10 protein-coding genes are annotated in these 14256 nt (G+C 68.5%); 3 read left to right on the forward strand and 7 right to left on the reverse strand.

Annotated features, from left to right (window positions below):
* Nucleotides 1–19: 19 nt before the first annotated feature.
* The 4 genes from BM113_RS05360 to rtcA form a co-directional block, all read right to left on the reverse strand.
* The gene (locus tag BM113_RS05360; RefSeq protein WP_177209104.1) at nt 20–568 is read right to left on the reverse strand and encodes a GNAT family N-acetyltransferase; all 549 of its coding nucleotides are present in this window, start codon (nt 566–568) and stop codon (nt 20–22) included.
* A 127-nt stretch (nt 569–695) separates the two neighbouring features.
* The gene (locus tag BM113_RS05365; protein WP_089786036.1) at nt 696–2156 is read right to left on the reverse strand and encodes a dihydrolipoyl dehydrogenase family protein; all 1461 of its coding nucleotides are present in this window, start codon (nt 2154–2156) and stop codon (nt 696–698) included.
* A gap of 133 nt (nt 2157–2289) precedes the next feature.
* Nucleotides 2290–3249 (reverse strand): bifunctional 2-dehydro-3-deoxygluconokinase/2-dehydro-3-deoxygalactonokinase, encoded by a 960-nt coding sequence (gene kdgK1, locus BM113_RS05370; protein WP_089786037.1) that lies wholly within the window; start codon nt 3247–3249, stop codon nt 2290–2292.
* 107 nt (nt 3250–3356) lie between these two features.
* Nucleotides 3357–4442 (reverse strand): RNA 3'-terminal phosphate cyclase, encoded by a 1086-nt coding sequence (gene rtcA / locus BM113_RS05375; RefSeq protein ID WP_089786039.1) that lies wholly within the window; start codon nt 4440–4442, stop codon nt 3357–3359.
* Nucleotides 4443–4574: 132 nt separating this feature from the next.
* On the opposite strand from rtcA, the gene BM113_RS05380 reads away from it, so the two are divergent.
* Nucleotides 4575–5957, forward strand: coding sequence for an MFS transporter (locus BM113_RS05380; protein WP_089786455.1), 1383 nt, complete (start codon nt 4575–4577; stop codon nt 5955–5957).
* Nucleotides 5958–6285: 328 nt separating this feature from the next.
* Nucleotides 6286–8262, forward strand: a complete 1977-nt coding sequence (gene acs / locus BM113_RS05385; protein ID WP_089786041.1) for an acetate--CoA ligase — start codon at nt 6286–6288, stop codon at nt 8260–8262.
* Between the two features lie 280 nt (nt 8263–8542).
* Here acs and BM113_RS05390 read toward each other — a convergent pair whose 3' ends face one another.
* Nucleotides 8543–9496, reverse strand: a complete 954-nt coding sequence (locus BM113_RS05390) for a winged helix-turn-helix domain-containing protein (RefSeq protein WP_089786042.1) — start codon at nt 9494–9496, stop codon at nt 8543–8545.
* A 123-nt stretch (nt 9497–9619) separates the two neighbouring features.
* Between BM113_RS05390 and BM113_RS05395 the strand changes: the two genes are divergently transcribed.
* Nucleotides 9620–10897, forward strand: a complete 1278-nt coding sequence (locus BM113_RS05395; RefSeq protein ID WP_177209105.1) for an MFS transporter — start codon at nt 9620–9622, stop codon at nt 10895–10897.
* A 6-nt stretch (nt 10898–10903) separates the two neighbouring features.
* Here BM113_RS05395 and mutL read toward each other — a convergent pair whose 3' ends face one another.
* Together mutL and dapA are read right to left on the reverse strand one after the other, a co-directional pair.
* On the reverse strand, nt 10904–13219 hold the full coding sequence (mutL, locus tag BM113_RS05400; RefSeq protein WP_089786046.1) for a DNA mismatch repair endonuclease MutL: 2316 nt from the start codon (nt 13217–13219) through the stop codon (nt 10904–10906).
* Entirely contained in the window at nt 13216–14109 is an 894-nt protein-coding gene (dapA, locus tag BM113_RS05405) for a 4-hydroxy-tetrahydrodipicolinate synthase (RefSeq protein WP_089786047.1), read from the reverse strand. Before dapA ends, mutL begins: the two co-directional genes overlap by 4 nt.
* Between the last annotated feature and the right edge of the window lie 147 nt (nt 14110–14256).

Below are 14256 nucleotides of genomic sequence, written 5' to 3' on the forward strand. Positions count from 1 at the left end.
GGCGCCGCGCACCCTCACCTCACAGCCGCTTTTCGTACACGTGCTCCTCGAGCCCGTCCGCCAGATCCGTCTCCCGGGTTTCGACCCGGCGGAACCCGGTAGACTCGTAGAACGAGACGCCGACCTCGTTGTCCGCGAGGACGGCCAGGCGCAGCCGGTCGAACTCCTCCCGCACTTCGCTCTCGAGGCGCTCGAGCAGCGCCGTCCCGATCCCCTCCCCCCAGTGGTCGGGGGCGACGTAGATCCGGGCGAGGTAGCCGACGGCTTCGTCCTCGGGCCAGGGGACGACGTGGGCGAAGCCGAGGCAGTCCTCGCCTCCGATCCCGCCGTCGTTCGCCGGTTCGCGTCGCTCGTCGGACGGTACGGCGACGAGGAACTGGGCGTCGGATCGGTCGTCGGCGTCCTCGATGGACGACTCGAGGTCCCCGAGCGCGTACCACTCGTCGACGATCTCGTCGACCCGCTCGGAGCCGAGCACGTCGTCGTAGGCGGCGTGCCAGCTCGCGCGCGCCGTTTCGTGGACCGTCCACGCGTCGTCGGTCGTCGCCTGCCGAACTGCTCGAGTCACGCGGAAACCTATCACGGGGACGGTCAAAAATCCGGGGCCGGCCGTCGAACCCCGTTCCCGTTCGCGCTCGAGCGGGTCGTCGACCTATCGACCGGGCGACAGTCGCCGACTCCCGACCCGTCCGCGGCTATCGGTCCCCGGCACCGCCGTTTGCAGTTCCCCCGCGCCGCTCGAGTTCGGCCTCCGCCTCGCGGACGAGGCCGTCGACGATCTCCGGCGTCGTGGGGTGGTACGCCCGGTCGGGGATCTCGCGGACGTCCAGTTTCATCTCGACGGCGAGTTGCATCGTCTTCGCCATCACGTCGGCGTGGAGGTGCAGCCCCTGGTAGCCCAGCACCGACCCGGTGTCGGCGTCGACGATCAGCGTCGCCAGCCCCTCGGGGTGGTTCTTGGTCTTGAAGACGCCGTCGTCCGACGCCTCCCGGGAGACCACGATCGGGTCCATCGCCGACTCGGCGGCCGTCGCCGGCGTGTGACCGATCCGGGCGAAGGGGTAGACGCCGAGCCCCGAGAAGATCACGTGGTGGGGGACGTTCGTGTACGGCTCGAGGTCCGCGCCGCGGCGATGAGCGATCACGTTCCGGGCGGCCGCGACCCCCTGTTCCTTCGCGACGTGGAGGATCGGCTCCCTGGCGTTCGCGTCGCCGACGACGAACACGCGCTCGTCGTCGACCGCCTGCATCGTCGGCTCGACCCAGCCGTCGCCGGCCTCGAGGCGGGTGTGTTCGAGACCGAGACCGTCGAGGTTCGGCCGACGGCCGGTGAAACAGTATAGCTGGTCGGCTTCGACGACCCGTTCCTCGCCCGCCTGCTCGGCGTACAGCCGCACGCCGTCGTCGTCGGTGCGCTCGAGGTGCTTCTCGTCGGTGTTCGTCAGCACCTCGATCCCGAACTCCTCGCGGTAGAGCTCGAGGATCGTCTCGCCGTAGGCCGCATCCATCTCGTCGAGCGGGTAGTCGTCGTGTTCGATCACGGTGAGGTCGACGCCGCCGACCTCGCTCAGGTAGGGTGCGAGTTCCAGCCCGATGTAGCCAAAGCCCATGACGACGCCCGACTCCGGGAACGCGGTCGCGTCGAGGACGTCCGCGCTCGAGTCCAGCCCCACCTCGTCGATCCCCGGCAGGTCGGGCACGTTCAGGGTCGATCCCGTCGCGATCACGACGTAATCGGGCTCGAGCCGTCGTCCCGACCCGGCGAGTTCGAGGATCCGGTCGTCGACGAACCGGGCGGTGTCGGCGACGAACTCCACGTTCTCCCGCGCTGCCAGGTCGTGGACGTGATCCCGCCGGTGTTCGGCGAACCCCAGGACGTCGTCGTCCTTCCGGGCGACGATCGCTTCGGGGTCGGGTTCGGGGACCCCCTCGAGGCGGTCGTCGTGGCGGGCCTGGAACCGGTGTTGGCCGGCCGAGAGCACCTCCTTGCTCGGCATACAGCCGCGAAGAATGCAGAGCCCGCCGCCGGGGTCGCCGTCGTCGATCAGCGTCAGTTCCACCTCGAGGTCGCTGTCCGGATCGACCTGCTCGAGGAGTTCGTCGGCGACTGCGACGCCGGCGCTGCCGTACCCGCCGACGATGGCTACGTGGACCATGGACACAATACGCCGACGCGGCGATAAAACAGTGTTTGCGCTCGTGACCGATCGATGCATCACCGGCCGTGAGGATCAGGATCGGCGAACGGAACTGGAGTCCCCCGAGCCGCGACCGGCGTCGAACACCGGGTTACCGGGACAACTCCTCGCCGCCCTCGCGGACGACCGCCTCGACTTCTTCTTCGGTCACCCGCGCCACGTCGCCCGGAATCGTCCGCTTCAGCGCCGCCGTCGCCGCCGCGTACTCGAGCGCGGTCGGGACGTCGTCACCCTCGAGGCGGCGGGCGATGAACGACCCGGTGAAGGCGTCGCCGGTGCCGATCCGGGAGACGGTGTCGGTGTCGTAGGCCGGTTGTTCGTGGACGACGCTGTCGTGCCAGCCGATCGCGCCCTCGGAGCCGCGGGTGACGACGACGGTCTCGAACTCGTACTGCGAGCCGAGTTTGTGCGCGAGTTGCCGGGGATCGCCCTCGAACCCGAGGACGGTCCGGGCGTCCCGCGCGGCGATCACGAGCACGTCGATGCCCGGGAACAGGTGGGTCATCGTCTCCTCGGCCTCCTCCGGCGACCAGAGCTTACGCCGGTAGTTGAAATCGAATGCGGTCGTCGTCCCGCCCTCGCGGGCGGCCTTGAGGAGGCTCGCGGTCGTGTCCCGAAGCGTCGACGAGAGCGCGGGCGTGATCCCCGTCGTGAAGAAGACTCTCGCGTCCTTGATCGTGTTCAGGTCGAGTTCGCGGGCCTTCGCCGTCGAGACGGCGGTGTTCTCCCGGTCGTAGATGACGTTCGTCCCGCGGGGCTCGCCGGCCCGCTCGAGGTAGTAGGTCCCCTGCCGGCCGCGGTGGCTCCAGACGACCTCTGTGTCGATCCCGTGCTGGCGGAGTTCGCCGACCGCTCGCCGGCCAAGCGGCGTCTCGGGCACCTTCGACATCCAGGTCGCGGGCGTGCCGAGCCGCTGGGCCGCGATGGCGACGTTGCTCTCGGCACCGCCGGCCCGGACCTCGAACTCGCGGGCGTCCTCGAGCCGTTCCTGGTCCGGCGGCGAGAGCCGGAGCATCGTCTCGCCGAAGGTGACGAGGTCGGTCTCACTCACGGGCGTCCCCCTCCCGTTCGGTACATACGGCTGTCATATGTCGGTACACAACCGGGCCGGGTATAAGACCGTTGCTGACCGTCGAACCGTCGTCTCCGCCGACGCGTTCAGTCGAGAAGCGCCGCGCTCGAGTCGACGGAGACGACCGCCGTCTCCCCGTCGGCCGCTCGCTCGAGCGTCGTCGGAACGTCGACGGCCTCGAGCAGCGCCCGACTGGTCGCGACGTGGTCCGTTTCCTCGGGAACGCGGACCCGGCCGCCAGCGAGCGCGAGGAAGACGAGGGTCTGGTCGGCCATGTGGCGGTCGACCGGCGCGGTCCCCGCGAGAAAGCGGTTCGCGGCGTCCGCGGCGTCCTCGCCGACGCGTTCGGCGGGCGTGCCTCGCTCCCCGAGCGCGGTAAAGCCGGCGAGCCCGGTCCCGTCGCCCGGGCCCGCCTCGTACTCGAGTCGGAGGACGATCGCTGAACCCGGACAGGCGCTCTCGGCGGTCGTCTCGCAGCGTTCGCGGACCTCGAGCCCGTCGTCCAGCCGCTCGCGCGCGCCCTCTGCCTGCCGGAAGGCGACGTCCTGTTCGGACAGCGCGGCGGCCTCCGTCGAGTAGAGCCGCAGGCCGTCGGGTTCCCCCCGCGACCGGAGGTCGATCGGCTCGATCGTCGACGGGGCGAGGTGCAGCGTCGCCTGCCCGCCGCCCTTCGGATAGAAGCCGCGCCGCTCGAGTTCGCAGGCGGCGACGAGCCCGAACTGCCGCAGGAGAGGGAGTTTGACGTGCCGGACGTAGTCCAGCGGCGGCGACCACTTCACGTCCGTCCCGCCGGTCACGGTCAGCCGCAGCGGGGACTCGAGGACGGCGGCGAGCGGCAGGACGGCGTCGAACAGCAGCGTCACGCTGCCGGCGGTGCCGATGTCGACCGCGTACCTGCCGCCCTCGAGTCGGGGGTGTCCACCCTGGGTCTCGAGGTTCGGATCGAACTCGATCGTCTCCGACCCCAGTTCGACGCCCGTCGCGTCGGCGTCGCAGAGTTCGACCATCGTTTCGGCGACCGCCAGGTGCTGGTGCCGGAGTCCGGGGGTCGATCGGTTCCCGCGGACGTTCTCGATGCGGATCGGCTCGTTCTCGAGGACGGAGAGGGCCAGTGCCGTCCGGACGAACTGGCCGCCGGCGTCGCTCCCGTCGAGTTCGTACGTCGGCGTCACGCGAGGGCCTACGGCCTCGAGGGTCGTAGCAGTACCGTCCCCTCTTCGCGGCCGCTCGAACGGACGAATCGGTCGCGGTTACCGCTTCGTGAAGGTTTTCGGTGGTCGGCGGCGGAGTCCAACCGAATGCGCCTGCGACTCCGATCCGACCCGCTCCGTCGCCGGTGGCTCCTCTGGGCGACGCTCGGGGTCGTCTTCCTGCTGGTCAACGTGAACCGCCTCTCGACGGCGGTCCTCTCCGAGCAGTTGATGGTGGCGTTCGGGACGACCGGCGCGCAACTGGGGACGCTCCACGCCATGTTCTTCTGGGTGTACGCGGTCATGCAGATCCCGACGGGCGTCCTCGCCGACCGGATCGGTCCCCGCCTGACCGCGACCGCCGGCGCGGCGGTGATGAACGTCGGCGCGATCTGGTTTTCCGTCGCCGACGGCTACCTCGCCGCGCTCGTCGCCCGCGGACTCGTCGGCCTCGGCGGGAGCGTGATCTTCGTCTGTATCCTGCGCTTCTGTGCGAACTGGTACCGGGCCGACGAGTTCGCGACGATGAGCGGTCTCACCTTCGCGGTCTCGGGCGTCGGTGGCGTGCTCGCAACGACGCCGCTCGCCATCGCCGTCGAGGCCGCCGGCTGGCGGACCACCGTCGGCTGGCTCGGGATCGCCGGCCTGGCTTTCACCGTGCTCGTGTTCGCCCTCGTGCGGGATACGCCCGCCCGAGCCGGGTTCGAACCGCTCGAGGGCGTCCCCGAGCAGCCGACGCCCTCGAACGCCCAGTTGCGCTCCCACCTGGAGGGGGTGCTCCGGGATCCGCTGATCTGGGTCGTCAGCGTCATGCTGTTTTGCTCGAGCGGCGTCAACCTCACCCTGTTCGGCCTGTGGGGTGTCCCGTACGTCGTCCAGACCTACGACGTGTCGGTCACCTACGCCTCGGTCTTCACGCTGCTGGGTGGTGTCGGACTAATGATCGGCCCGCCGGGGATCGGCTGGCTCTCGGACCGACTCGAGCGACGGGTCGAACTGATGGTGGCGGGCGGGGCCGCGTTCACTACGGCGCTGGCGGTCATCGCCGTCATCGGCGACCCGCCCCTGCCCGTCGTCGGGGTTGCGTTCTTCCTCTCCGGGGCGTTGCTCGGCGCGTTCCTGCTCGGCTACGCGGTCGTCAAGGACCGCCACCCCGACAGCGCGAGCGGTATCTCGACGGGGACGGTCAACGGCGCGGGTTTCTTCGGCGCGGCGACGCTCCCGACGATCATGGGCTGGGCCCTGGACGCCTACTGGACCGGCGAACTCGTCGGCGGCGTCCGGGTCTACACCGAGGCCGGCTATCGCCTCGCGTTCGGGATCGCCACCGCTGCGGGTGCGGTCGCGTTCGCCTGTACGGTCTGGCTCTACTACCGCGAGAAGCGGGGGGCGACGAGCCTCGTCGATCCGGACGCCTCGAGGGCCGGGAATTCGTCCGATCTGGACGACGAGAACGCGGACGGCGACGACGGGAGTCGAGGGGTCGCCGGCAAGTAGCGCGGACCGAGTCCTTATCGATCCGCTCGCCGCTCTCGACCGTCGCGGACCGGACCGCGAATCCGTCGTCGACGGTGACCTGCAACGTCTCGTTTTCGATCGAAATCGAGACCGTGTATCGCCACGGCTCCGTTCCCGTCACCGACACGGCGAAACCCGATAGCCAGCCCTAAAGACATCATATGCTGGTGTTTTATACGATATTCGAATGGAGTAAATGAATAGAATACAAGATATAAGCAGCATTTATCACCAACAAATTTCTATATTTTAGATCTCAGTCCAACTAAAGCGAACATTTATGATAGATCGGTCTCGAAGGGCGCTTGTGAGCGATACCACAGACGTGAAACTCGAATCGAGACTCGAGGAACAGGAGACCTTCGAACCGCCGAAGTCGTTCGTCGAGCAAGCGAACGTCACGAATCCCGCGATTCGTACGGAGTTCGAAGAGAATTGGCCCGAGTGCTGGGAACGCGCCGCTGAGTTCCTCTCGTGGGATCGGGAGTACGACAGCGTCGTCGACGCTGCCAACGCACCACAGTACGAGTGGTTCACTGGCGGTCGACTCAACGCCTCGTACAACTGTCTCGACCGTCACATCGAAGATGGTGCAAAGAACCGCGCCGCAATCAAATGGGAAGGGGAACTTGGCGAAACCCGTACGTATACCTACGGCGAGTTGCTGAACGAGGTAGAAGCGTTCGCCGCGGCGTTACGCGAGATGGGCGTCGAGGCGGGCGATGTCGTTACCCTGTATCTGCCGATGGTTCCGGAACTACCGATCGCGATGCTGGCGTGTGCCCGCCTCGGCGCACCCCACTCGGTCGTCTTCGCTGGATTTTCGGCGGATGCTCTGGCGACCCGAATGCAATCGTCGGACAGCGAGTATCTCGTCACGTGCGACGGGTACTACCGTCGCGGGGAGGCGCTAAATCACGGGCAGAAAGTCAAGAACGGGCTTCGAAACGTCGACCACGACGTCGAGTCGATCGTCGTTGATCGGCTCGGTGATGAGTCGCATTTGTCGTTCGGTGACGGTACCCACGATTACGGCGCTCTCGTCGCCGAACACGAGGGTACATCGGTACCGGCGGTCTCGCGAGACGCCGAGGACGTGCTGTTCCTGTTGTACACGTCGGGAACGACGGGACAGCCGAAAGGCGTCGAGCACGCGACCGGCGGCTACCTCTCCTACGTTGCCTGGACTGCCCACGCAGTACTGGACCTGGAACCGACGGATACCCACTGGTGTACGGCGGACGTCGGCTGGATCACGGGCCACTCCTATGTCGTCTACGGGCCGCTGGCGCTCGGCGCGACGACCTTCATGTACGAGGGAACGCCGGACTATCCCGATCGTGATCGGTTCTGGAAACTTATCGAAAAGAACCGAGTCGACGTCTTCTACACGGCACCGACGGCGATCCGAGCGTTCATGAAGTGGGGCAAAGAGTACCCCGCGAACCACGACCTCTCGAGTTTGCGGCTGCTCGGATCCGTCGGCGAACCGATCGACCCACACGCCTGGAAGTGGTACTACAAACACATCGGCGGCGAAGAGTGTCCGGTCGTCGACACCTGGTGGCAGACCGAAACGGGTGGCACGATGGTCACGACCGTACCGGGGATCGACACGATGAAACCCGGCGCCGCAGGCCCGGCCCTGCCAGGAATCGACGCCCGCGTGGTCGACGCCGACGGTAGCCCGGTTGCGTCCGGGAACGCGGGGTATCTCGTGATCCGGAACCCCTGGCCTGGGATGCTCCGGACCCTCTACGGGAACGACGAGCGGTTCCGTTCCGAGTATTGGGGAGAGTATTCGGATCCCGACGAAGACGAGTGGATCTATTTCCCTGAAGACGGCGCGAAGATCGACGATGACGGATACATCACCGTCCTCGGCCGCGTCGACGACGTGATCAACGTCTCCGGCCATCGGCTGGGAACCATGGAGATCGAATCCGCGATCGTCGACGTTGCGGGCGTCGCCGAGGCGGCCGTCGTCGGGGCTGATCACGACGTCAAAGGCGAGGCCGTCTACGCGTACGTCGTCTTGAAGAACGGTGAAGAACCGACTGTTGCAATGCGTGATCGAATCGTTGAAAGCGTCGAGGACGGGATCGGCCCGATCGCACGGCCTGAAAAAGTCGTCTTCACGTCCGAACTTCCAAAGACGCGATCGGACAAGATCATGCGACGACTCCTCGAGAACATCGCGAACGGCGAGGAACTGGGCGATACGTCCACGCTCAGGAATCCGGACGCCGTGGATACGATCGCTCGACAAGTGGGGGACGACTGATACGGGTTACTGTCCATCAGTTCCGGCGCAACTGTCGCCCAGGTCGCGGTTGTGCCGGGACATCGGGACAGCAGTCCGTATGAGCCGTCGTCGCGTCCTCGTGTGACTACGGTCCGCTCGGAACCGGCGCCAGCGACGCGCTCGTGATACTGGTGGCCAGCATTCCCTGAAGCCGATCGCTCTCCTGGAGTCGTCACCGTTTCCGACGACGTCGAATTCACGATAGGCTTGTATTGACCTGTTTCGATGAGGTCGCCGGGAAGGAGAGCGGACCGAGCCCTTACCGATCCGGCTCGCCGCTCTCGACCGTCGCGGACCGGACCGCGAACCCGTCGTCGACGGTGACCTGCAACGTCTCGTTTTCGATCGGAATCGAGACTGTGCATCGCCACGGCTCCGTTCCCGTCACCGACGCAGCGTCGCCGGAGACACACCACTCGAGTTCCCAGAACGGCGGCTCCGAGAGCGATCGACCGCGCTCGGCGGCGAAGCGGACGACGCGTTCGTGCTCGAGCAGGGCCAGTCCTGGCACGGGTCGGATCCGATTGCTACACCGCCGACAGCGGAAGGCCACGATCGGATCGTCCCCGGCGTCCGCGTCGTCGCGGTCTGCGCCGGAACCCGTGCCCGCTTTTCCGTCGGCAGTTGCGGGAACCGTGACGTCCATCGGGCCCGTACAGGCCGGACAGACCCCGTCGCGGGCGAGCGCAATGTGCGACCGAACGCGGCGGTCGAACGCCTCGAGGACCGCCGGCAACGACCGGGACTCGAGCCCGCCCGGCGGAAACGGGTACCTGACGAGCCGGTCGTCACAGGCGCTGCACTCGATGGCGAGCCACTCCTCGCGGTACGACGCGACGAGCGTTCCCGCCCGGCAGTGCGGACAGCGACCGTCGATCCCCGTCGGTCCGAACGCGGCCCGTCGGTTGTACGTTCCCGCGAGGATGGAGGTCGCCACCGCCCACCCCGCGTACCGGAGTTCGTACCCCTCGTCGGTGCGCCTGACGAAGTGGCCCGTCAGTTCGCCGAGGTGGTAGTTGAACTGCGCACTCACCTCGGCACCCACCCGCTCGCGCAGCGTCGAGAACGACGCGGGGTACTCACCGTCCGTTCGACTCCCCTCGAGAAGCGCCTGCAGGATGTCGACGCGGAGTTCGTGGCCGAGGAGGGAGAACGCGTCGGCGGGGTCGAGGTCGAGGTCGTTCGGGTCCGAGTGTTCGCGCTCGCGGTCCATGACTCCGCAGTCGGTCCGGTATCGCTAAAATCCCGGCGGTGACACATTCCTGTGAAGTATCCAACCAAAACTCGCGTTCGGGAGCGTATTTCCAGCCGGGGCCACACCTGATGGATACGACGCATGTCTCGAGTCCGCGGCCGTGGATCGGTGGCTGTCGCCTACTACCTGTACCGGATGACCGACTCGGTTGGGTTCATCTGGCCAGTGTTTACGCTCTTTCTGCTGTGGAACCACCTCACTTACGCCCAGATCGGAACGCTGAGTGCACTCTCTGCAGTCCTCGTCGTCTCGCTCGAGGTGCCGACGGGGTACGTCGCCGATCGGTACGGCCGTCGGCTCGTCCTCGGGACGGCCATGCTCGCGATGGCCGTCTCGACGGCGGGATTCGTCGTCGCCGACGCCTTCCTCGAGTTCGCGGCGCTGTACGCGCTCTGGGCGCTTTCGATGGCGCTCCAGAGCGGGACCGCCGACGCGTGGCTCTACGACGCGCTCGGCGGTGGAACGAAGCGAGACGGCGCGTTCACGCGCGTTCGCGGACGGGGTGGGGCCGTCCACCAGTGGACGTCCGCCGTCACGATGATCGGCGGCGGCTTCCTGTACGTCGTCCATCCCACGTACCCGTTCGTCGCCTCGGCGCTGCTCAACGCGGTCGGCGTGCTGGTGGTCGTCGCTATGCCCCGAAACCAGCGGTTCGAGGGATCGTCCGCGGAGGGCCCGACCGAGGACCGACTCGGCGTCCGGGAATCGTTGTCGATTCTCGCCGCCCGGTTCGGAGCCCCTGGCCTGCGCACGTTCGTCGCTTACGTCGCCCTGTTTTTCGGGATCGTCCACGCAGCCGACACGTACGTCCAGCCGATCACGGTCGACGTCCTCCGGGCGCAGGTCGGGGGCGCACTCGAGGGCGTGACCGTCGCCGGCGTCGCCGTCCGGTCCGAGGCGCTGCTCGGGATCGTCTACGCCGGATTCGCCCTCGTCGCGGCCGTCGCCAGCTACCACGCCGACACCGCGCGACGATGGCTCGGAGTTCGGCGCGTGCTTCGATACCTTCCCGTCTGTGTCGCCGCGTCCTTCCTCCTGCCGCTGGCAGTCTCGGCGCTTGCGGTCCCGATCTTCTTCGGTATGAAGGCCGGCCAGGCCCTCTCGAAGCCCCTGGTGGGGCAGTATCTCAACGATCGGACGGGCGATGCCGGCCGGGCGACGGTGCTGAGCGCGGTTTCGATGGTGTACGCTGCCGTCCGGGCGCCGCTGATGCCGCTTGCGGGCGTCGTCGCGGACGGGACGGCACCGACCGTCGCCGTCGCCGCGCTCGGGAGCGGCTTCCTCGGGGTCGCCGCCGTCGGGTTCCTCGTCGCCTCGCCGATCGTCGACCCCGCGCCGGGAACGCCGTCGGAGGGGTAACCCGCGTCAGCCGCCGTGGCCGGGATAATCCCGCTCGAACCGCTCCTCGATCTCCCGTTCGTCGAACCGGACGATCACGGGGCGGCCGTGCGGACACGCGTAGGGGTTCTCGCAGTCGTCCAGCTTCGCGAGCAGGTCGACGACCGAGCCCTCGGTCAGCGACGTGTTCCCCGTCACCGACGGGTAACAGGCCAGATCGCCGAGGAACTCGTCGGCCAGTTCGTCGACCGTCTCGGCGCCCGCCTCGCGGTCGCCCTCGACGAACGACGTGAGGACGTCCCGCAGGTGTTCGGGCTCGAGCGTCTCCTCGAGGACGGCGGGGACCGTCGTGACGGCCACCGTGCGGTCACCGACCCGGTCGGCGTAGAAGCCGAGCCGCTCGAGGGCGTCCGCGTACCCCGAGAACGCCTCCGCCTCGGCCGCGGTGAGCTCGAGTTCGACGGGTTCGGCCAGGGCCTGTGCCGGCGGGTCGTCGGCGAAGGCGTCCCGCAGCCGTTCGTAGTTGACCCGCTCGTCGGCGGCGTGCTGGTCGACCAGGGCGAGCCCGTCGGGCGTCTCGCAGACGAGGTAGGTGTCGTCGAGCTGGCCCATGACCCGCAGCGGCGGCAGGGAGTCGAACTCCGTCCGCTCGCCGGTGGCGGGGTCGCCCTCGAGGGTGCGCTGTTCGGTGGGGCCGTCGAACTTGCGTTCGGGGTCGTGGGAGTCGCGCTCGCCCGCGGCGTCCGTCCCGTCCGCGTCCGACCCGCGTTCCCCGGCGGAGCGGGCGTCTGCGGTTCCGGACCTGGACCTGGGCCCGGACTCGGACCCGGACTCGAGTGTCGCGTTCCGCCCCGAATCACCGGACGCATCGGGCTCCGTCGCCCCTCGACCCGGCTCGACCCCCTCGGTCGGCGAGTGCTCGGGCGATCCGGTCCGGTCTCGCGTCGAGTCCGGCGGCGTCTCGGACGTCGAACTCGACGCGTCCGGCTCCGACTCGGGGCTGGTGTCGTCCCCGGACGTAGCGGCGCTCGCGGTCGGGTTCGCGCTCGAGCGTTCCGGTTCCGTGGTATCGTCCGTCTCGCCCTCCATCTCGCCGTCCGTCCCGTCGACTCCCCGTGAGTCGAGCGCCGCTTCCCCGTGATCCGACTCGTCGCTCGGGTCCGACGCCGTCGACTCCGCGTCCCGTCCCGTCACCGGCCCGCTGCGGTCGGGTTCGATCCGTGCCTCGCCCGGCGCGGACCGCCCGCGGGGCGCGCGGGACCGCAGGAGGCCGTGCTCGAGCAGCGCCGACTCCACCGCGGCGTCGACCTGCCGGCGGACGGCATCGTCGTCGTCGAACCGCACCTCGCGCTTGCGGGGGTGGACGTTCACGTCCACCGCGTCGCCGGGCACCTCGAGGAAGAGGGTGACGAACGGGTAGCGATCGCTCCCCAGTTGGGTCCCGTACGCGCCCATGATCCCCTCGCGGATCGCGTCGGCGGTCACGGCGCGGTCGTTGACGTAGGTGGCGAGGTACTCCCGGCTCGAGCGGTTCGTTTCGGGATGGCTCACGAGCCCCGAAATCGAGTCGACCGGCCCCGGCGGGAGGTCGTCGCCGTCGGCCTCGACGGGGATCATCGAGGAGGCGACCTCGCGACCGTAGACCGCGAGGACGGCGGCCTGGAGGTCGCCCTGGCCGGTCGTGGCGAACACCTCCCGGCCGTCGTGGGTCAGCGAGACGGCGACGTCCGGGTTCGCCAGCGCGTAACGGGTGACGACGCGGTTGACGTGGGCGAACTCGGTCGCGGTCGTCTTCAGGAACTTCCGGCGGGCGGGCGTATTGTAAAAGAGGTCCTCGACCTCGACGACGGTCCCCTCGGGACAGCCCGCGGGTTCGACGCTCGTCACGTCGCCGCCCTCGTAGACGAGTTCCGTCCCCGTCTCGCTCCCGTCGCGGGGCCGCGAGCGGATCGTCAGCCGCGAGACCGAGCCGATCGTATGCAGGGCCTCGCCCCGGAAGCCCAGCGTGGAGACGCCCGACTCGAGGTCCTCGAGGTCCTCGATCTTGCTCGTCGTGTGCTGGCGGACCGCGGCCCGGAGGTCGGCCTCGGTCATCCCGCGGCCGTCGTCGGCGACCCGGATCAGTTCGGTGCCGCCCTCCTCGACGGTGACGTCGACGCGGGAGGCGTCGGCGTCGAGGCTGTTCTCGACCAGTTCCTTCACCGCGCTGGCGGGCCGCTCGACGACCTCGCCGGCGGCGATCCGGGCGACGGTGTCCTCGTCCAACTGGTGGATCTCGGTCCCGTCCGCGTTCGTCGGCGCTCCGTCGGTTTCGGCTCTCGAGTCGTCGGGTTCTCCGGTCATGCCTCGAGCAGTGTGTCGACGGCGGTTTCGATTCGCGAGCGGTCATCGTCGGGCACCGGCACCAGCGGCGGCCGTACGGCGTCGTTCGGGATCACGCCCCGGTAGGCCAGCGCCGCCTTCGTCACCGGCGCGAACCCGTACTCGTCGCAGGCCTCGAACAGCCCCGAAACCGCCGACTGGAGCCTTCGGCCCCGCTCCGTCCCGGCGGTTTCGGACAGTTCGGCGTAGGCCTCGGGCGCGACGTTCGACAGCGCGTTGATGCCGCCGTCGCCGCCGGTTCGGAGCGCGGGAACGAGCAGGGCGTCGTACCCCTGCAACAGGAGGAACTCCTCGGGAGTGCGCTCTCGCGCCGACAGGAAGTACTCGAGGTCGCCGCTCGAGTCCTTCAGGCCGACGCACGACTCGCGCTCGGCGAGGGTTTCGACGACCTCGAGCGGAATCGGCTCGCCGGTACAGGCCGGGATGTTGTACAGCAGCAAGGGCAGTGACGTCTCGTCGGCGACCCGGTCGAAGAACTGCCGGACGCCGTCCGGGTCGTTCGAGGGGTGGAAGTACGGCGGCACGACGACCGCGGCGTCCGCACCGACGTCGGCCGCCTCGTCGACGTAGTCGACCGTCTCGCTGACGCTCGTCGCGGCCGCGCCGGCCAGGACCGGTACCTCGCCGTCCGCGCGATCGACGACGATCTCGACGACCCGTCGCCGTTCCGCGGGCGCGAGGCTCGCGAACTCGCCCGTCGTCCCGCAGGGGAACAGGCCGTCGATCCCACCCGCGAGCAGGTGATCGACCAGGTCGGCGAGGGCGTCCTCGTCGAGGTCCCCGTCCGCGTCCATCGGCGTCACGAGCGGACAGGTGATCCCCTCGAGCGCCCGTCGAAGCCGGAGGTTCATACGTGATGCTTTCGCGGAAGCCGCAAAAGCGTATCCACTCCGGACACTCGACTCTCGACGACCTCGAGGTTCGCTCGAGGGGACCACCGGCCCTCCTTGACCGAGACACCAGGACACCGGAGCGGAAGACTTGCCGAAACCTCCGAG

This window comes from Natronobacterium haloterrestre, from assembly GCF_900112205.1.
Taxonomy (GTDB): domain Archaea; phylum Halobacteriota; class Halobacteria; order Halobacteriales; family Natrialbaceae; genus Natronobacterium; species Natronobacterium haloterrestre.